The sequence below is a fragment of the Nocardia sp. NPDC049737 genome, from assembly GCF_040674755.1.
Classification (GTDB): Bacteria; Actinomycetota; Actinomycetes; order Mycobacteriales; family Mycobacteriaceae; genus Nocardia.
Genome location: NZ_JBFANH010000004.1, coordinates 116,033 through 135,104 on the forward strand (window position 1 = coordinate 116,033; position 19,072 = coordinate 135,104).

General features: G+C 65.3%; 15 protein-coding genes and 1 tRNA gene. 7 read left to right on the forward strand and 9 right to left on the reverse strand.

The genetic code is table 11. From position 1 onward, the window contains the following. Positions 1 to 224 precede the first annotated feature (224 nt). Positions 225 to 1,976, reverse strand: a complete 1,752-nt coding sequence (locus AB0J47_RS07315; protein WP_364341554.1) for an acyl-CoA dehydrogenase family protein — start codon at positions 1,974 to 1,976, stop codon at positions 225 to 227. Between the two features lie 159 nt (positions 1,977 to 2,135). Further along, positions 2,136 to 3,890 carry a proline--tRNA ligase gene (locus AB0J47_RS07320; protein ID WP_364341556.1) on the reverse strand — a complete coding sequence of 585 codons (1,755 nt, stop codon included), beginning with the start codon at positions 3,888 to 3,890 and terminating at the stop codon, positions 2,136 to 2,138. A gap of 293 nt (positions 3,891 to 4,183) precedes the next feature. Here AB0J47_RS07320 and yaaA point away from each other — a divergent pair, with 293 nt between their 5' ends. Further along, positions 4,184 to 4,930 (forward strand): peroxide stress protein YaaA, encoded by a 747-nt coding sequence (gene yaaA / locus AB0J47_RS07325; RefSeq protein ID WP_364342020.1) that lies wholly within the window; start codon positions 4,184 to 4,186, stop codon positions 4,928 to 4,930. Positions 4,931 to 5,068: 138 nt separating this feature from the next. On the opposite strand, the gene AB0J47_RS07330 is transcribed toward yaaA, so the two are convergent. Beyond that, positions 5,069 to 5,746, reverse strand: coding sequence for an NADPH-dependent F420 reductase (locus AB0J47_RS07330; RefSeq protein WP_364341558.1), 678 nt, complete (start codon positions 5,744 to 5,746; stop codon positions 5,069 to 5,071). A 91-nt stretch (positions 5,747 to 5,837) separates the two neighbouring features. On the opposite strand from AB0J47_RS07330, the gene AB0J47_RS07335 reads away from it, so the two are divergent. From AB0J47_RS07335 to AB0J47_RS07345, 3 genes are all read left to right on the forward strand, one after another. Then, a complete protein-coding gene (locus AB0J47_RS07335) occupies positions 5,838 to 6,140 on the forward strand; it encodes a hypothetical protein (RefSeq protein ID WP_364341560.1) in 303 nt (100 codons plus the stop codon). A 95-nt stretch (positions 6,141 to 6,235) separates the two neighbouring features. Then, positions 6,236 to 6,967, forward strand: coding sequence for a hypothetical protein (locus AB0J47_RS07340; protein WP_364341562.1), 732 nt, complete (start codon positions 6,236 to 6,238; stop codon positions 6,965 to 6,967). Positions 6,968 to 7,110: 143 nt separating this feature from the next. After that, positions 7,111 to 7,245, forward strand: a tRNA-OTHER gene (locus tag AB0J47_RS07345). A 140-nt stretch (positions 7,246 to 7,385) separates the two neighbouring features. Here AB0J47_RS07345 and AB0J47_RS07350 read toward each other — a convergent pair. After that, positions 7,386 to 8,753, reverse strand: coding sequence for an aspartate aminotransferase family protein (locus AB0J47_RS07350; protein ID WP_364341564.1), 1,368 nt, complete (start codon positions 8,751 to 8,753; stop codon positions 7,386 to 7,388). Between the two features lie 16 nt (positions 8,754 to 8,769). Continuing rightward, positions 8,770 to 10,260 (reverse strand): CoA-acylating methylmalonate-semialdehyde dehydrogenase, encoded by a 1,491-nt coding sequence (locus tag AB0J47_RS07355; protein WP_364341566.1) that lies wholly within the window; start codon positions 10,258 to 10,260, stop codon positions 8,770 to 8,772. Positions 10,261 to 10,380: 120 nt separating this feature from the next. Between AB0J47_RS07355 and AB0J47_RS07360 the strand changes: the two genes are divergently transcribed. Continuing rightward, positions 10,381 to 12,066, forward strand: coding sequence for a PucR family transcriptional regulator (locus AB0J47_RS07360; RefSeq protein ID WP_364341568.1), 1,686 nt, complete (start codon positions 10,381 to 10,383; stop codon positions 12,064 to 12,066). Between the two features lie 50 nt (positions 12,067 to 12,116). Further along, complete coding sequence (locus AB0J47_RS07365) at positions 12,117 to 12,524, forward strand: PPOX class F420-dependent oxidoreductase (protein ID WP_364341570.1); 408 nt, start codon at positions 12,117 to 12,119, stop codon at positions 12,522 to 12,524. Positions 12,525 to 12,543: 19 nt separating this feature from the next. Here the strand turns inward: AB0J47_RS07365 and AB0J47_RS07370 are convergent, their stop codons facing one another. The 3 genes from AB0J47_RS07370 to cobA form a co-directional block, all read right to left on the reverse strand. Continuing rightward, the gene (locus AB0J47_RS07370; protein WP_364341572.1) at positions 12,544 to 14,025 is read right to left on the reverse strand and encodes an MFS transporter; all 1,482 of its coding nucleotides are present in this window, start codon (positions 14,023 to 14,025) and stop codon (positions 12,544 to 12,546) included. Between the two features lie 2 nt (positions 14,026 to 14,027). Continuing rightward, positions 14,028 to 15,554, reverse strand: a complete 1,527-nt coding sequence (locus tag AB0J47_RS07375; RefSeq protein WP_364342022.1) for an MFS transporter — start codon at positions 15,552 to 15,554, stop codon at positions 14,028 to 14,030. Between the two features lie 262 nt (positions 15,555 to 15,816). Beyond that, positions 15,817 to 17,076, reverse strand: coding sequence for a uroporphyrinogen-III C-methyltransferase (gene cobA, locus AB0J47_RS07380; RefSeq protein WP_364342024.1), 1,260 nt, complete (start codon positions 17,074 to 17,076; stop codon positions 15,817 to 15,819). Between the two features lie 146 nt (positions 17,077 to 17,222). Here cobA and AB0J47_RS07385 point away from each other — a divergent pair, with 146 nt between their 5' ends. Further along, positions 17,223 to 17,675, forward strand: a complete 453-nt coding sequence (locus tag AB0J47_RS07385; protein WP_364341574.1) for a nucleoside deaminase — start codon at positions 17,223 to 17,225, stop codon at positions 17,673 to 17,675. A 16-nt stretch (positions 17,676 to 17,691) separates the two neighbouring features. Here the strand turns inward: AB0J47_RS07385 and AB0J47_RS07390 are convergent, their stop codons facing one another. Further along, on the reverse strand, positions 17,692 to 18,975 hold the full coding sequence (locus tag AB0J47_RS07390; RefSeq protein WP_364341576.1) for a DoxX family protein: 1,284 nt from the start codon (positions 18,973 to 18,975) through the stop codon (positions 17,692 to 17,694). Positions 18,976 to 19,072 lie beyond the last annotated feature (97 nt).

A 19,072-nucleotide genomic window follows, 5' to 3' on the forward strand; every position in this document is an offset into this window, starting at 1 on the left:
CCCACGCCAGGCACACCAACCCATGCCAGGCACACCAACCCATGCCAGGCACACCAACCCACGCCAGGCACACCAACCCACGCCAGGCACACCAACCCACGCCAGGCACACCAACCCACGCCAGGCACGCAAAAAAAACTTGCGCCAGGCACGCAAAACTTGCTCGGCGGTGGCCGAACCGTGCCCGGCACGCCAGTGTGTGAGCGGCGGCGGTCGGCGGGTGGCTACGCCCGCATTTCGTAAGCGCCGTCGTAGGCGGCGACTTCGGTCCAGACGCGGTCGAAACGGGGGCGGTCGGTGACCGGTGGGCGTAGCGCGGAGGCGGCCCACGCCTGCTGGTCGGGAGTGGCGGAGGGCTTGCCGTAGAGGGTGGTGGCGTGGCCGTTGAAGTCGCGGATCTGGAAGTCGAAGATCTGCTCGATGATGTCGCGATCCAGGCCGGTGATGGCGCCCTGCTCCAGGATCAGCTGGCCGTAGACCACCAGGGAGAACAGGTGGCCGATGGTCAGCATGAAGTCCAGGTCCTGCTGCTGGTCGGCATCGGGGGCGGCGGTGGTCAGCAGGGTGCGCAGGGCTTGGGCCTGTTCGTAGAAGCGCGCGACATTTGGCAGGTCGGCGTGCTTTTCGTACACCGGTGCCCAATCGGCGAACTGCACCTTGCCCGCGCCCCGGGCCGGCCCCTGCCGGAAGAAGAACTCGTCATCGGCCGCATCGAGGCGGGTGCCGATCTCCGGGTATTCCTTCGGATTGAACAGGTAGTTCGGCATGAATTTCAGGATCTGGCCGACATTGACGTGCACCGTGCCCTCGAGCCGAGGCAGCGTGCCGATATAGCGCGCGACCTGCGCGAAGTAGGTGTTCTTCTCGAATCCTTTGGCGGCGAGCACATCCAGCAGCAGCGTCATGACGGTCTCGCCCTCGGAGGTCACCTTGGACTTGGTCATCGGGTTGAACAGCAGGTAGCGGCGGTCCTCGAGGCTGGCGCTGCGGAAATAGTCGACGGCGCGGTCACTGAACAGCTTCATCGCGACGATGCGCGCGTACGCATCCACGAAATTCGTACGCACATGCGGGAATTCGGTGACGGCCTTGCCGTAGAGAATGCGGTTGTTGGAGTGCGTGATGGCCTCGTAGAACGAGTGCTCGACCATGCCGATGCTGCCGTGGCACAGGTTGAACTTGCCGACATTGACGGTGTTCAGCGCGGCGGAGAAGGCCTCGGGACCGGTGGACAGGATGTCGGCGGCGGTCACCGGGTAGTCGTGCAGCGCGAAGGTGCTGACATACAGCTGACCATGGATGACATTGTCGATGAGCTCGTAGTTGTCGTGGCGGCTGTCGGCGGCGAACCACACGTAGCCGTCCGCACCTTCGATATCGGCGCGGCGGGAGAAGACCGACACCATCGATGCGACATTGCCATTGCCGATGTAGTACTTGACGCCATTGGCGCGGAACAGGATTCCGGCCTCGGCATCCGCGCTGCCCGGTTCGGTCGGCGTCAGGATCAGGTCGGTGTTGTAGATGTCGGCACCGTGGTCGCGCTCGGACAAACCGAACGCCATCACCTGACCGTCGGCGAGATCGGCAGCCGCGCGCTTCTTGGCGTCCTCGTTATCGCTCTGCCAGATCGGGCCGAGGCCCAGGATGGTGACCTGTTCGGCGTACCAGTACGCGAGACCGTAGAAACCGAAGATCTCCGACAGCGCCGCATTGCGCGCACCGTCCCACCGCCGGTTCGCGTCACCGTCGGCGTAGGCGGCCGGGGTCAGGAAGGTCGCGAACAGGCGCTCCTTCTTGACGAACTCGAGGAAATCCGACACCCAGACCGCATCCGAGTCATCAGCCAGCAGCTGCCGTTTACCCCGCGACTCGAACCACTCGATGGTGGCCGCGAGCAGCCGCCGCGTCTCGGCGTCGAACTGCTTCGGGTCATAGCTGGTCGGGTTGAACAACAACGCGTCGGTGCTCGTCATGCCGCTAACTTACCAGCGGGTAACAGCAGCCAGAAGGGGGTCCGGGATTAACACGCGACACGAATCGTGCCTACGGAACCGTAGGTCGGACGAATGCGAGAAGCCCGGTCGACTGGGCTCAGTCGACCGGGCTTCCCCACCGGTTATCGAAGGCCGAATCTACTGTCCGCCGCGGACCTGCGCGAGCACCGATTCGACCACCGAATCGGCCGGGACCTCGTTGGATTCGCCGGTGAAGCGGTCGCGGATTTCGACCTTGCCCTCGACCCAGCCGCGTCCGACGACCACGACAAGCGGGACGCCGATCAGCTCGGAATCCTTGAACTTCACGCCGGGCGAGGCCTTGCGGTCGTCCAGGACGACATCGAGTCCAGCCGAATCCAGCAGCGCCGCAACCTGTTCGCCGCCCGTACGCGAGGAGTCGTCCTTGTTCGCGATCACCACGTGCACGTCGAACGGTGCGACCTCGCGCGGCCAGCGCAGCCCCTTCTCGTCGTGCTGCTGTTCGGCGATCACCGCGACCATGCGGGAGACGCCGACGCCGTAGGAGCCCATAGTGAGCCGCACCGGCTTGCCATTCTCGCCGAGCACATCGACCTCGAACGCGTCGGTGTACTTATTGCCCAGCTGGAAGATGTGGCCGATCTCGATGCCGCGCGCGGACACCAGCACGCCGCGCCCGTCGGGTGACGGGTCGCCGTCACGCACCTCGGCGGCCTCGATGGTGCCGTCGGGGGTGAAATCGCGACCGGCGACCAGGCCGACGACGTGCTTGCCCGGCTCGTCGGCGCCCGTGATCCAGCTGGTTCCGGTGCCGATGCGCGGATCGACGAGGTAGCGAACACCGTTGGCCTGCAATGCCTTCGGGCCGATGTAGCCCTTGACCAGGAACGGGTTGGCGGCGAAATCGGCCTCGGTGAGCAGTTCCACCTCGGCGGGTTCGACCGCGGCGCCGAGGCGCTTGTCGTCGACCTCGCGGTCGCCCGGGATACCGATGCCGAGCAGTTCGGTCTTACCGTCCGGGTGACGCAGCTTGACCATGATGTTCTTCAGGGTGTCGGCCGCGGTGACGGGACCTGCGGAGATGCCCGCATTGTTTGCCCAGTCCACCAGCGTCGCGATGGTCGGGGTGTTCGGGGTGTCGTGTACGACGGCCGCGGGCAGACCGTCGATGGGTTGCGGTTCGGCAGCGGGCGTGACCACCGCTTCCACATTCGCGGCGTACCCGGACTCCCGGCACACCACGTAGGTGTCCTCGCCGACCGGGCTGTCGGCGAGGAATTCTTCCGACGCGCTGCCACCCATCGCACCAGAGGTGGCCGCGACGATGACGTACTTGACCGCGAGGCGGTCGAAAATGCGCTGGTAGGCCTCGCGATGAGCGTTGTAGCTTGTCTCGAGTCCGTCCTCGTCGAGGTCGAAGGAATAGGAGTCCTTCATGACGAATTCGCGCCCGCGCAGGATGCCCGCGCGAGGCCGCTCCTCATCGCGGTACTTGGTCTGAATCTGGTACAGCGTGACCGGCAGATCCTTGTACGAGCTGTATTCCCCCTTCACGGTGAGCGCGAACAGCTCCTCGTGTGTGGGCCCGAGCAGATAGTCCGCGCCCTTGCGGTCCTGCAGCCGGAACAGGCCGTCGCCGTATTCAGTCCACCGGTTGGTGGTCTCGTACGGCTCGCGTGGCAGCAGCGCGGGCAGCGAGATCTCCTGCGCGCCGATGGCGTTCATCTCTTCCCGCACGACCTGCTCGACCCGCCGCAGCACCCGCAGGCCCAGCGGCAGCCACGAGTACACACCAGGGGCGATGCGCCGCACATATCCGGCGCGGACGAGGAGTTTGTGACTGGGCACCTCGGCGTCGGCGGGATCGTCGCGCAGGGTACGCAGGAACAGGTGGGAGAGGCGGGTGATCACGGAACGACAGGGTAGTCGCTGGCCGCGCCATGTCTGCAACGCATTCGCCCATTCGGCGTGAGCGGATCTCTCCGAGACTACGCAGGCAACCGCCTCCGAGGCCGCACCACCCCACAACGACAACTCGCGCGCTCGGTCCATAGTGCGCGATTGCGCGCGGTGTTGATGGTTCGCTCGACGCGCTCGCTCATGACTCCACCTCGCTGCCGCTCGGCTCCGCCACGACTGAGCGATGCTCGGCTGTGTTGACGGTTCACCAGCTGACGTTCACACACGCGGTACCGTATCCGCTCGTGCTGGTGCTGCTGCCTCCTTCCGAAACCAAGTCCGATGGCGGAACCGATGTGCCGCTGGAGCTGGAGTCGCTGGCGATGCCGCAGCTCACGGCGGTGCGCGACCGGCTCATCGACGAGGTCGTCAAGCTGGCCGCCGACCCGGACGCCTCGCGCGCGGTGCTCGGGCTCGGCAAGGGGGCTGATACCGAGATCGCGCGCAATGCGGCGCTACGCACGTCAGCCACCCGGCCTGCACTGGAGCGCTACACCGGCGTGCTCTACGACGCACTGGATGCCCGCTCCTTCACCAAGGTCCAACGCGCCAAGGCCTATGCCCGCCTCGGCATCGGCTCCGCACTGTTCGGCGCCGTCCGCGCTGATGACCTCATCCCCGCCTACCGGCTCTCCGGCGGTTCCAAACTTCCCGGTCTCCCGACGCTTTCGGCCATCTGGCGCGATATCCTGCCCGACGCCCTGGTCGCCGAGGCCGCCGGGGAACTCGTCATCGACCTGCGCTCTGGCACCTACCAGCAGCTCGGCCGCATTCCGGATGCCATCACCGCCAATGTCCTCACCGAACACCCCGACGGCTCCCGAACAGTGGTGAGCCACTTCAACAAACACCACAAGGGCCTACTCGCCCGCGCCCTCGTCCTCACCCGCGCCGACCCCACCGACATCCGCGCGGTAGCCCGCATCGCCACCAAATCCGGCCTGCGCGCCGAAATAGCCTCCCCCACCGAACTCCTCATCATCACCAGCTGATGTCGGCACATGACCAGTGCACCTCTCACATAGGTCGCATGCAACCTATGCGCGACGTCGACTGCGTATGCGACACCATCGGTAGCGGGCTCGGACCCGCGGCGGCGAGCAGTCGACGGGGTCCTGTCCTACGTACCGTCAGCGCTGTGCGGCGGCCAACGCGGTTCGGATCTTGTCAGCAGCCGCGGGGGCAGCGGGGTGCTCCCAGAACGGGAGATCCGCGGCGTAGGGGTCGCCATAGACGGGGGTGTTGGGCTGGGAGCGCCAGCTCTCGTTCAACGAGCCGACGTCGACTGTGTCGTAGCCGAGGGTGTCGAGTAGTTCGGCGGCGCCCTTTTTCGCATCGGCGTCATCGCCTGCGATGGGAAGGGCCGAGCGGTCGAGGGCACCGGAGGGGCGGGCGAGGGCTGCCAAGTGGGGATAGAAGATGTTGTTGAAGGCCTTGACGACCTTCGAGGTCGGCAGGTGGCGCTGCAGCAGTTCGCTGCTGGTGGTGGTGCCGTCCTCGAGTTCGGGAAAGATGCCATCGCGGTCCGGGTAGTAGTTGTTGGTGTCGATGACGACCTTGCCCGCCAGCGGCTCCACCGGGACCTGCCGGTAGTTTTTCAACGGCACCGTGACCACGACAATGTCACCGGCCGCGGCCGCCTCCGCGGCGGTGGCGGCACGCGCCCGTGGCCCGAGCTCGGCAACCAGCTCCGCCAGCGTCTGCGGCCCCCGCGAATTGCTGACCACGACATCGAGTCCGGCCGCGACGGCCAACCGTGCCAGCGTGCCGCCAATATTCCCGCTACCGATCAATCCAAGCGTTGTCATGCCCCCACCCAACCGAGTCGACGCCACAATTGTTCCCGCATGCGCTCGGTGCAACGGAAAGCGTCGCGAGCAGTAAGCGGAGTGGGCCACGATGCGCGCGGTAGCCGACCTGATCGGCGTCGAAACCCCGGAAATAGGCCGCAAGTCGGTGCGCCAAAGCCAGATCGAAACCGCTACCCATGCCAGGGTCAGCACCGACGAGTCGGCGGAGCTGCAGCGGGACAACGCAGAACTCGAGCGCGCCGAAAGCGTCCCGATGTTGCGTCCGGTCGGACACAGGCGTTCGACGAAGATGGGCGAAGTCAGTGCCCAGGGTGGCTCCGGCGACCGCTCCATTGCGCCGACACCAGGCTCCATGCCCTCCCGCGCGAAAACTCGGATGCGCGGAAAATAATCGGTCTGTAGTGTTCGGCGAGCGGCGGGGGAAATCCGAAATGTAGGGCCGCACAAGGAATGTGACGGCATCGAGGGCGTCCGGGGAGGTAATTGATGACGAAGTTGAATCAGATCATCGCGGTGGAGAAGGGCGTCAAGAACGGCGCATTGCGCGAGTTGGCACACACCCAGGGTCAGCTGCAGAAGTCGGGGCTGCTGTCCGGTATCGCACGCACCTACCAGCCGAAAGACGAAGAGGGCGAACAGCTTCCGCCGGAGTCGACGCGGGTGCAGGTGAAGTCCGAGGAGGTTTTGCGCCAAACGGCCGCGACGCTGACCCGGCTGTTCGATGTGACGGCGACCAAGGACTGGGCGAACTGCGAGGCCAAGGCCGACGTGCGCGTCGACGAGGAGACCCTGCTGGCCGCAGTACCGGTGTCGTACCTGCTGTTCCTGGAGAAGCAGCTGGCCGACCTGTACACCTTCGTCAAGCAGCTGCCGGTGCTCGACGCCGCGGAGGCCTGGGCGTTCGACGATTCGTCCGACACCTGGCGCACCGACGCCGTGCGCACCATCCGTACCAAGAAGGTGCCGCGCAACCACGTCAAGGCCGAGGCGACCGAGAAGCATCCGGCTCAGGTCGAGGTGTACTACGAGGACATCGCCATCGGCTACTGGACCACGGTGAAGTTCTCCGGTGTGCTGCCGGCCCGCCGGGTCAACGAGTTGGTCGAGCGCATCGAAAAGCTCCAGCAGGCAGTCAAATTCGCCCGCGAGGAGGCCAATGGGAGCCAGGTCACCGACCGCAAGACCGGTGATGTGATCTTCCGTTACCTCTTCCGCTGAACCGGTCGGGGGCGAACCGTCGCCCCCGACCCACAGACGCCCTCGCCGCGTGCGAGGGAAGCGCAAGAGCGCAAACTCAAACTGAAGATAAGCCTGAAGACACGGTGACAGTGCGGGTTCGAATCCCGCTCCGGGCACACGCCCGGATAGCCCAATTGGTAGAGGCAGCCGGAATCTCAGACTCTCGCTCCAGATTGAGCATTCGCCGCCGAACACCCGATCACGAGGAAGGACACAATCGCGACGAGATACGGGTTCAAATCCCGTTCTTCCAGCCACAATGGAAGATGGTCTAATCGTATGACACGTCGTATCAGTTTGATCCGATCCCACCGACCCGGTGCGCGAATTCGGGTGGCACCAAGGAACCCGAGGGCAGGCTACGCCCTCGGGTTCCCTTGCGTTGGTACAGGCATGGTCAGAGCGCGTACTTGTCGGCGAGTCCGAGCACGTGGTCGAGAATGTGCAAGCCTTGTTCGGCCTCGGTCTCGTCGATAATGCACGGCGGAACCACATGCAGCCGGTTGAAATTGACGAAAAGCAGCAGACCCGCCGCCTTGGCCGCGGCAACAGTTTCGTTCATGGCCGCGCTGGTGCCGCCGTATGGTGCGAGCGGTTCGCGAGTTCGCTTGTCCCGCACCAGTTCCAGTGCCCAGAAGACGCCGGTTCCGCGCACCTCACCGATGCTGGGATGACGTTCGGCGAGTTCGCGTAGGCCGGGGCCGAGGACGCGGGTACCGATATCGGCAGCGTTCTCCACGATTCGCTCGTCCCGCATCGCATTGATCGTCGCGACCGCGGCGGCCGTCGCCAGCGGATGACCTGAATAAGTCAGCCCGCCCGGGTACGGACGATCATCGAAGGTCGCGGCAATGGTTGGACTGATCGCGACGCCGCCGAGCGGCACGTAACCGGAATTCACCCCCTTGGCGAAGATCAGCAGATCAGGGATGACGCCATCGAAATGCTCTATGGCGAACCACTTTCCGGTGCGGCCGAACCCCGACATCACTTCATCGGCGATGAATACGATGCCGTATTTGTCACACAACGCCCGGACACCCGCCATATACCCGGGCGGCGGAACCATGATTCCCGCTGTGCCAGGAATGGATTCGAGCACGATGGCCGCGATCGTGTCCGGCCCTTCGAAAACAATGGTCTGTTCGAGATGCGCCAAAGCCCGCTCGGCTTCCTCGTTTTCGTTGCTCGCATGGAACTGCGAGCGGTACAGGAATGGACCGAAGAAGTGGACGATGCCGCTATTGCCGTGGTCGTTGGGCCAGCGCCGCGGATCGCCGGTGAGGTTGATCGCGGTCTCGGTGCCGCCGTGATAGGAGCGGTAGCGCGAAAGCACCTTGTACCGGCCGGTATGCAGGCGTGCCAGCCGAACCGCGTGTTCGACCGCATCGGCGCCGCCATTGGTGAAGAAGATCTTGTCGAGCTCGCCCGGGGTACGCTCGGCAATCAGCCGAGCGGCCTCGGAGCGGGCATCGTTGACGTGCTGTGGTGCGATGGTGCACAGCTTGGCGGCCTGCTCCCGCACCGCGGCAACGACTTTCGGATGCTGGTGACCGATATTGGTGTTGACCAGCTGCGAGGAGAAATCGAGCAGGCGATTGCCGTCGCCGTCCCATACGTAGCAGCCCCGGGCCGCAGTGATGGTCATGGGCGTGCGCTGCGCCTGCGCCGACCACGAGTGGAATACGTGGCGGCGATCGAGCTCATAGGCGCGGTCGGCGGCCTGCCGGACGAGTTCGGGTGCCGATCCATTCGCGAGGGTCATCGAATTCTCCTGCGAGCTAGTTGTTCTGGGGGAATCCGAGTTCGAGTCCGCCGTGGCTGGGATCGAGCCAACGCGTCGTTACGGCCTTACCCCGGGTGAAGAAGTGCACGCCCTCGATGCCGTGCGCATGCGAATCGCCGAACAGCGAATTCTTCCAGCCACCGAAGCTGTAGTAGGCCATCGGAACCGGGATCGGCACATTGATGCCGACCATGCCGACCTCCACCTCATTGTGGAAGCGCCGGGCCGCGCCGCCATCGTTGGTGAAGATGGCGGTCCCGTTGCCATAGGGATTGGCGTTGACGAGTTCCAGCGCGTCGTCATAGCTGTCGACGCGAACAACCGACAGCACTGGACCGAAGACTTCGTCCGTGTAGACGCTCATCTCGGTGCCCACATGATCGAGAACCGTCGGCCCGAGCCAGAATCCATCCGCTTCGCCATCGGGCTGAACGCCGCGACCGTCGAGAACGACACTGGCACCGGCGGTTTCGCCCGCATCGATATAGGCGGCGACTCGATCGCGGTGCTCGCGGGTCACCAGCGGACCCATATCGGTGTCGCGGGCACCGTCACCGGTCCTGATGGTCTTGGCCCGCTCGGTGATCTTGGCGACCAGTTCGTCACCGACCGCACCGACCGCCAGCACCACACTGATGGCCATGCACCGCTCCCCCGCGGACCCGAATCCGGCGTTCACCGCGGCGTCGGCGGCCAGATCCAGATCGGCATCGGGCAGCACCACCATGTGGTTCTTGGCGCCGCCGAGCGCCTGCACGCGCTTACCGCTGGCGGTGCCGCGCTGGTAGACGTACTTCGCGATGGGTGTGGAACCGACGAACGAGACGGCCTTGAGATGCGGATTGTCGAGCAGTTCGTCAACGGCGACCTTATCGCCCTGCAGCACATTGAAAACCCCTGCGGGCAAACCGGCTTCGTGCCACAGCTCGGCCAACCACAGCGATGCGGACGGATCCTTCTCACTCGGCTTGAGCACCACGGTATTTCCGGCCGCGATCGCGATCGGGAAGAACCACATCGGCACCATCGCCGGAAAGTTGAACGGCGATATCACCGCGACCGGGCCCAGCGGCTGGCGGATCGAGAAGATATCCACCTTCGTCGAGGCGTTCTCAGTGAATCCGCCCTTGATCAAATGTGGGATACCGCAGGCGAATTCGACCACCTCCAAACCGCGGTTCACCTCGCCGAGCGCATCGGAGTGCACCTTGCCGTGTTCGGCGGTGATGAGCTCGGCGAGTTCTTCCTTGCGCTCGTTGAGCAGTTCGCGGAATCGGAACACGATCTGCGTGCGCCGTGCGAGTGAGGTATCACGCCAGTCCGGGAAGGCCGCCTTGGCCGATGCGATCACCGCCCTGGCGTCCTCGACACCGGCCAGTGCCACCTGCCCGGTCACCACCCCGGTCGCCGGATTCGTCACCGGCGCGGTCGCGGAGCTCGTGCCCGCGAAGGGTTTGCCGTCGAGCCAGTGCGCGATTGTCTGCATATCTCCTCGATTCGATGCTGAGCGCCGCATGGTGTCGTGGTTCCGACTCTGCACCATCGATGCCCGTTTTCTGCCCGACGTTCTGTATGCGATTTCGCATTTCCTATTACGATTTGTCGGATGCTGCTCTCCGTTGCCGATGTGCTGGCCATGCCGGTCGTGCGTGCGGGCGAGCCGGAGGTCGTCGGTGCGGCCGCGCTGGATCGGCCGGTGCGGTGGGTGCACGTCAGCGATCTGCCGGATGTCGCCGAATTGCTGGTCGGTGGGGAGCTGATGTTGACCACCGGTTTGGCCATGACCGGCAGCGACGAGTCGACGGTCGCGTATCTGAATTCGCTGGCCGCCGCAGGGGTGGCCGGACTGGTCATCGAACTCGGTGCGGCGGTGCCGCACTTACCGCCGATCGTCGTGGCGACCGCCGACGCACTGGAGCTCCCGGTCATAGCGCTACATCGCGTCACACGCTTCGTGGAAATCACCGAGGCCGTGCACCGAGTGATCGTGGCCGATCAATACGCCGAACTCGAATTCGCGCGCACCGTGCACGAGACCTTCACCGAGCTCAGTGTGCGTCGCGCCGCGCTGGCCGAAATCGTCGAGACGGCTGCTGACATGCTCGATTCCTCGGTTGTACTGGAGGATCTGGCGCACCGGGTGCTAGCCCTGACCGCCCGGCACACCAGCACCTCGGCGATCCTGGAGAACTGGGAGACCACCTCCCGACTGCTGCCGGAGGGCTGGGATGTGGTGCAGGTCGGCCCGCATACCCAGCGCTGGGGTCGGCTGATCCTGCGTTCGAGCCGGGTCGCGACACCTCGCGCCCGCATGGTGCTCGAGCGTGCCGCACAGACACTGACGCTGCACCGGATGATCGATAAGGATCGCTTCGGCCTGCATCGTCAGGCGCAGACCGGACTCATCGACGATATGGTCAACGGCCGCGTCCTCGACGAACTCGATGCACAGGCCAGGGCCGCGGCGCTGGGGCTGCTGACCCGGCGTGTGCACTACGTTCCGCTCGCGATAGACGTTGCCGCCCTTGCCGAAGCCGATCAGGTCGCCAGGCAGCGCCGCAGCGCGGGGGTGCTCGACGCGGTCACCCACGGTCTCGGACTGTCGAAGGCCACCGCATTGACCGCGGCCGAGCACGGCGACCGGGTCGGCATGCTGCTCGCGATCCCACGCGGCGCCGATCTCGACGACACGCTCCGCACCGTTTGCTCGGCGATCATCGCCGAAGTGCGACGAGTGGATGGGGTACGCCGGGTGGTCATAGGCGTTGGCGCGGAGGCGGATTCGCTACTGGACACCGCGCGCGAATTGACGCATGCGGCGCACGTCGCCGAGGTCGCGTTATCGTTGGAGTCGACGTTTGATCGGCCGCGCTCCCGGGACGCTACGTCGTCACGCTCCGCTACCGCCTCCGCGTCCGTCGCTCGCGCGGCAGTGCCGCGACCGTTCTATCGCAGCGGCGATATCCGGTTGCGCGGGTTGCTCTCGCTGATCCGCAATGAACCCGGTGTGCAGAGCTTCGCCGAAACTGAGCTGAGTGCGTTGCTGCGCTACGACATTCGGCATGCCGCCGATCTGACGCGCACGTTGCGACAGTTCCTCGACGTCGCGGGCAATAAGACCGAACTCGCCAAGCGGCTCAATATCAGCCGACCGACCCTCTATGACCGGCTCGCTCGCATCGAGCGGATTCTCGATGTCGACCTCGAGGACGGTGAATCGCGCACCTCACTGCATACCGCACTGCTCATCCGAGATCTGACCGCCGACTCGAACTCCAGGACCGACAAGTGATTTCGATCGGATCGGGAATGTTCGAGAGTCGGCGAACGTTTCACCAATTCATGACAGCTGTGCTCTCCGAGGAATTGAAGAAGTACCTGGACGAGTCGAAGGTCTTCGCGACCGCCGCGACAATCGGACCGAACGGACAACCGCACTTGACCGTCATCTGGCTCGAGCGCGATGGCGACGATCTGCTGTTCTCCACGACGGTGGATCGGCAGCAGGGCAAGAACCTGGCCCGTGATCCGCGGATCACGGTGATGATCAATCCGCCGGATAATCCGTACGTGTACGCGGAGATCCGCGGCACCGCCACGATCACCCCCGATCCGGATAAGGCACTGCCGGACAAGCTGTCGCACCATTACACCGGGCTTCCGTACGCCGAATTCAACCCGGCCTCCGTCAACGACGGACCCCGCGTGATCGTCCGGGTGACCCCACGCAAGGTCACCGGTCGCCTGTGAGCTCGCCGCCGGGCGCGGTTCAGCCCTGCCCGGCCTCCTCGCGCGCATGCTGCGCTTGGCCGACCTCAGCCGCCGTATAGCGCAATGTCAGTGCCACCAGGCCGACCAGCAGTGCGCCGATGGCGGTGACGAAAAGCACCAGCGTGTAACCACTTCCGAGGGCATCCAGCTCCGCGGGCGTCATACCGGTTGGCTTACCCGTCCGACCGCCGTGCGACAGCGTGCGGGCGGCGGCAACCGGAGCGAGCAGACCGATCGCGAAGGGTGTGCCGAGGTTCATGAACATCTGGCCGACCGCCGTGAGCGGGCCGATATTCTTCGGCGCGACACCGACCAATACGCACAGTGGGACGACCACCACGGCAACACCGATACCGAAGCCGATCATGATGAACAGACCCACCAGGGTCGGCCAGTACCGCACCCCCCGTTCGAGCGTCGAGCCGAACAGCAATCCGACGACGAGAAGCGCCGCGGCACCGCTCAACAACCAGCGCGGGGCGACCGTCATCGCCAGCTGCGAAGCCGTGGCGGTGCCCATACCAGCGCCGATGGTGAATGGGATGAACGCGACCCCGGCGACCAACGGGCTGTATCCGACCACATTCTGAACGAACAGACCTGCGAAATATGTTGTCGCGGCCAATACTCCACTGGCCAGGAAGATGGCGCCGAAGGTGGCGACCCGATCACGCTTATCGAACAGCGACCAGGGCAGCAGCGGGTTGACCACCCACCGCTCGGCGAGCACGAAGACGATCAACAGCACCAGACCGACGGCAATCGACCCGATGATGACCGGACTGTCCCAGCCGAACTCGGGCCCTTCGGTCGCACCGAAGACCAGGGAGGCGCAGGCGAGGGTGCCGAGCACGGCACCGCGCACGTCCAGGGACAGTCGGTGGGGGGTGGTGTCGCGCAGCCGCAGCACCGCGCCCGACAGGATCAACCCACCGATCGGCACATTGATCAGGAAGATCCAGCGCCAGCTCACCTCGGTGAGCGCACCGCCGATCACCAGTCCGCCGACCGAGCCGACCGCTATCATCGAGCCGAAGATCGCGATCGCCTGATTGCGCACCCGACCGGGCGCGAAAGTGGTCGCTACCAGGGCAAGTGCGGTGGGGGCCGCGAGTGCCGCACCGGTGCCCTGGATGGCGCGGGCCGCGATCAGCATGCCATCGTTCTGCGCGAGCCCGCACAGCAGCGAGGCCAGCGTGAACAGCGCGACGCCCGCGATGAACATGCGTTTGCGGCCGAACGAGTCACCGATCCGGCCGCCGAGCAACATCAAACCCGCGAACGGCAGACCGTATGCGGTGACCATCCAGGCGCTACCGGAGCTCGATAGCGCTAGTTCTTCCTGTAGCCGGGGCAAGGCCAAAATCACCACGGTGCCGTCGAGCACGACCATCAGTTGCAGCCCGCTCAGCACCAGGATCGCCAGGCCGAAGGCCCGCCGCGTCACCGGATACGGCGTCGTAGCGGGATTGTCTGGCACAGTCAGCCACTGTAGTCAGAGCGACGGATGACAGGTAGCGGCCCCGTCCGCGGCACCACCGGCATGGAGCCGGTCCGCTGCGATTCCTCTTGCGCGTGCTGTGCCTCGGCCAGTTGTCGGGGCGTATAACGCAATGTCAGCGCGACGAAGCCCGCCAGCACCGCGACCAACGAGCAGACCGCGAGCACCAGCGTGTATCCGCTGCCGAGCGCGAAGATCTCGGCCTCGTTCATATCGGCCGCCTTACCTGTGCGCCCGCCCATCGACATGGTGCGCGATGCCGCGATGGGAGTGAGCAGCCCGATGAATACCGGCGTCGCCAGGTTCATGAACATCTGCCCCACAGCGGACAGCGGGCCGATATCGGACGGTGGCACCCCGACGAGCACGCACAGCGGCGCGAGCACCATTGCCACGCCGACACCGAAGCCGATCACTATCAACAGTGGCAGCAGGGTGGTCAGGTAATTCACGCCGCCGTCGAGCTGCGAACCGACCAGCAGTCCGGCGGCCAGCACGAATGCCGCGCCGCACACCAACCAGCGCGGTGCGACGTACAGCGCTGCCTTGGAGGCCACCGCACCGCCGATGCCGATGCCGATGGTGAACGGAATCGACGCGATACCCGCGACCAGTGGTCCATAGCCGAGCACATTCTGCAGGAACTGCGCGACGAAGAAGGTCATCGCACCGAGTACGCCACCGGCCAGGAAGATCAGCATGAAGGTGGTGACCCGATCGCGACTGTCGAACAGCGACCACGGCAGTAGCGGATCATCGACGGTGCGCTCCACGACCACGAAAACGATCAACAACACCGCGCCCGCCACCAACGCACCGATTACGGCCGGACTGCCCCACCCCAACTCGGGCCCCTCGGTCGCGCCGAACACGATCGACGCGCAGGCCATGGTGCCGAGCACCGCGCCCTTGATGTCGAGTGCGGATCGGTGGTGTTCGGTATCGGCGAGTTGGGACAGCGCACCGAGGATGATCAGCACGCCGATGGGCACATTGATCAGGAAGATCCAGCGCCAGGACAGCTGGGTCAGGGCACCGCCCACCACGAGACCGCCGACCGAGCCGATACCGACCATCGAGCCGACGATCGCAATGGCCTGATTGCGCGCCTTGCCCGGTGCAAAGGTGGTTGCCACCAGCGCGAATGCAGTCGGCGCCGCAATTGCCGCGCCCGCACCCTGCACGGCGCGGGCCGCGATCAACATGGCCTGGCTCTGCGCCAACCCGCACATCAGCGAGGCGATTGTGAACATCCCGACGCCGAGGATGAGCATGCGTTTACGACCGAACGCATCCCCGAGTCGCCCGCCGAGCAGCATCAGCCCCGCGAAGGTCAGACCGTAGGAGGTCACCGTCCACGCGCCGCCCGCGCTGGTCATGCCCATTTCCTCTTGCAGTCGAGGCAGCGCGAAGATGACCACGGTGCCGTCGAGCACAACCATCAGCTGCAGCCCACTCAGCACGAGAATGGCGAGCCCGAAGGCCCGCTGCGTCACCGGGTACTGCATCTTCGCAGGGGGATTATCGAGCACGGTGAGCCACTGTAATTGATCCGGAACCCAGGTCTCCGCTCCCGCGCGTGCGATTCACTCAGTCATAGCGAAAGTCACTGGTCGGTTGTGAAACCTTCCAGTTGCGGGAGCCGAGCGGTTGAGTCGTCGAATCTCGCACGCGGCGTTCGCGGCCGGATGCGGCAGCGGCGAAGCCGGAACGAACCGATTGAGCTCATCGAGCGGCATAGACGCGATGATTCGTCGATGCCAGGATGCGTTATCCGGCAGCGGACTTTGCCTGCGGTTCGGCGGCATCGGCGGAGAAGCCGGCCGTGGGCCCGATCACAACGATCGCGGGTGGGCGGATGGCTTCTTCGCGAACGCGAGCGGCAACAGTGCCGAGGTCGGCACGCAGGACGCGTTGGGTGCGCAGCGTGCCCTCCTGGATCACCGTCGCCGGTGTGTCGGCGGGTCGGCCACCCTCGATGAGGGCGGTGGCGAATTGTTCGATGCGCTCGACCGCCATCATGAGCACGATGGTGCCACGCAGGCGGGCCAGGGCGGGCCAGTCGACGAGGGAGTCCGGATGATCGGGTGCGACGTGGCCGCTGACCACCACGAATTCATGGGTGACGCCACGATGGGTCACCGGAATGCCCGCCGCGGCGGGCACGGAGATGGGGCTGGTGATGCCGGGGACCACGGTCACCGGAATGCCCGCCTCGACGCAGGCCTCGACCTCCTCATAGCCGCGCCCGAACACATATGGGTCACCGCCCTTGAGCCGCACCACGAACTTGCCCGCCTTGGCGCCCTCGATCAGCGCGGAATTGATCGCCTCCTGCGCCATCGCCCGCCCGTAGGGAATCTTGGCCGCGTCGATCACCTCGACGTCCGGACCGAGTTCGGCGAGCAGTTCCGGCGGTGCGAGCCGGTCGGCGACAACGAGATTCGCCCGGGCCAGCAGGCGGCGGCCGCGCACCGTGATCAGATCCGGATCGCCGGGACCGCCGCCGACCAGCGCGACACCCGGGGTGATCGGCGTCGAATCATCGTTCACCACACCTGATTGCAGCGCCTCGAGCAATGCATTACGCACGGCCGCGGACCGCCGATGCTGTCCACCGGCGAGCACGCCGAGCGTGAGGCCGTCGTGGCGAGCGGTCGCCGGAGTTACCGCCGTGCCGAGCCGGGCGACATCGGCGCGCACGCAGAAAATCCGTCGCTGGGTGGCTTCCTCCACAACCGCGGCATTGGTCTCGGGTTCATTGGTGCATGCGATCGCGTACCAGGCACCATCCAGATCGCCGTCGGCGTAGGCGCGCAAATTCAGCGTGAGTTGCCCGGACGTAGCCATTCCCTCCACCGCCGGGGTGACGTCGCGACTGATGACGTGCACGTCCGCTCCGGAGGCGATCAATAGTCCGAGCCTGCGCTGCGCGACCGTCCCGCCGCCGACTACGACGACGCGCCGCCCATTGAGATCGAGCCCGACCAGGTAGTTCGGATCACTCGCGGGACGGTCGGCCGGGTTGATTTCCGGCTGGTCATCGGTAGGTACTGACGTGTTCGGCACAGTGTTCGAGCCTACGTCCTGCGTGCACGCGCCCGGCAATCACCCGCCGCGGACGGCTTCCCTATACTTCGGCCCATGAATCGCTGGGGGTCGGGCGGGGTGGAGCCATGACACAGGCCGATCAACTACTCGAGGTGGCTTACGCCGAGGCACTACGTGGCCGGGCCGAAGGCGGGGTTCCGATCGGCGCGGCCCTGTTCGCGGTCGACGGCACCCTGCTCGGGCGTGGGCACAACCGCCGGGTGCAGTCCGGTGATCCCAGCATGCACGCCGAAACCGATGCGTTTCGCAATGCGGGTCGCCGCCGTGACTATGGCTCGACCATCATGGTGACCACGCTGGCACCGTGCTGGTACTGCAGCGGGCTGGTGCGCCAATTCGGGATCGGGGCGGTAATCATCGGGGAAGCGCAGACTTTTCATGGCGGGCAGGACTGGCTGGCCGAGCACGGCGTCGCGGTAACCGTGCTCGACGACCAGCGCTGCATCGACCTGATGACCGATTTCATCGCCGAGCAACCGCTGCTCTGGAACGAAGATATCGGGGTAGCCGGGGATTGATGTCGGACAAGGGATTTCAGCGGAAGTACGGATAGTCCTGCACCCAGTTGAACCCACGGCCGCGCAGCGGGAAGCTGTTCAGATCAACCTGCTGCAAGGTGATGGTCACCGGCCGACCGTTCAACTGCCCGTTGAGCCTCAGACGGTCGGGCGCGGGCTGTTCGAAGCTGAAGTCGGCGATCTGAGCGGGTTGCGCGTCCGGCCGCTGCGGCGGCGCGGACACCGAGATCTTGTGCGCGGCGGTATCGATAGCGGGAACGGCGGGCACAAGGGTGCCGTCCATCTTCTGATAGGTCATGCCCGGCACATCGAAAACTACACGCTGCCAACGAGTTTCATCGGTGGTCAGCGGCGGGACCGGCACGCCGTCCTGGGTGAATTCCGATACCGTCCAGATCCCGTACAGCGGCGGCTTCGGGCTGCCACCGCCACCCTCGCTCCAGTACTTCAGGCCGGTGTGCACGAAGCCCGATGCCATCCACACTCCCACTACGACTTGCAGTGCGATCGCGATCCGGCGAGTTCGGTTGCTGCGGAACGGATCCGGCTGCGTGGCGGGTTCGGATGGCCGATTAAGCACCAGTACATTCGCCAACCGCCGCGCCTGCGGTGCGAGCAGCACCATGCTCAGCAGCATGAGGTGGAAGGCCAGGATCTTGACCGGCACGTCGAAGGTCATATTGAGCACGAACACCTGCGCCAAGCTCACCAAGCTCAGCATGGCGCCGACGGTCGCGGTCCTAGGCAGCAACAGCAGCAGTCCGCCGAACACTTCGGCGCAGCCGAGCAGGATCTCGTAGCCGGGTGAACTCCCGACCTGATTCCACAGCACCGAGGCGGGACTGAACTCGCCGTAGGGTTGCAGCAGTTTGGCCAGTGTCGGCTCCGGCATCTGCGTCGGAATCGCCTTTGCGAACCCGTAGAGCAGCATCTGTCCGCTCAAGGACATCCGGATGAAGAGCAGGAACCAGGCCTGTAGCTGCCGATAGTTCGGCCTGCGCCGGTCCAGCCCGGTCCAGATGAGGGTCGCCACCGCGGCGGCGATCAGTACGCAGAAGACGAATGTCCAGATGAAGTATTGATCGCCGCTGCCCGAATCCTCGCGCAGCACGACATCGGTATCGAAGAACAGTCGTCCGGCCGGCTCGATGATCGGGCGCAAGGCGCGAAATTCCCAGAGCACCGCGTCATCCGGCAGCGATTGCGCGAGCAGCCCGGCGAAGGCGAACGGAATCTGGGTGAACAGCAGGCAGAACAGGACGAAATAGCCGAAGGAGAACCGAAAAACGATCCTGGTCACCGGATTCCATCGATCGGGCTGTTCGGGCGGTATGACGCTGCCTTCCCTATCGAGAACCTCTGTACCGATCGCGCTCACAACCGCGCCTCGCTGGCGC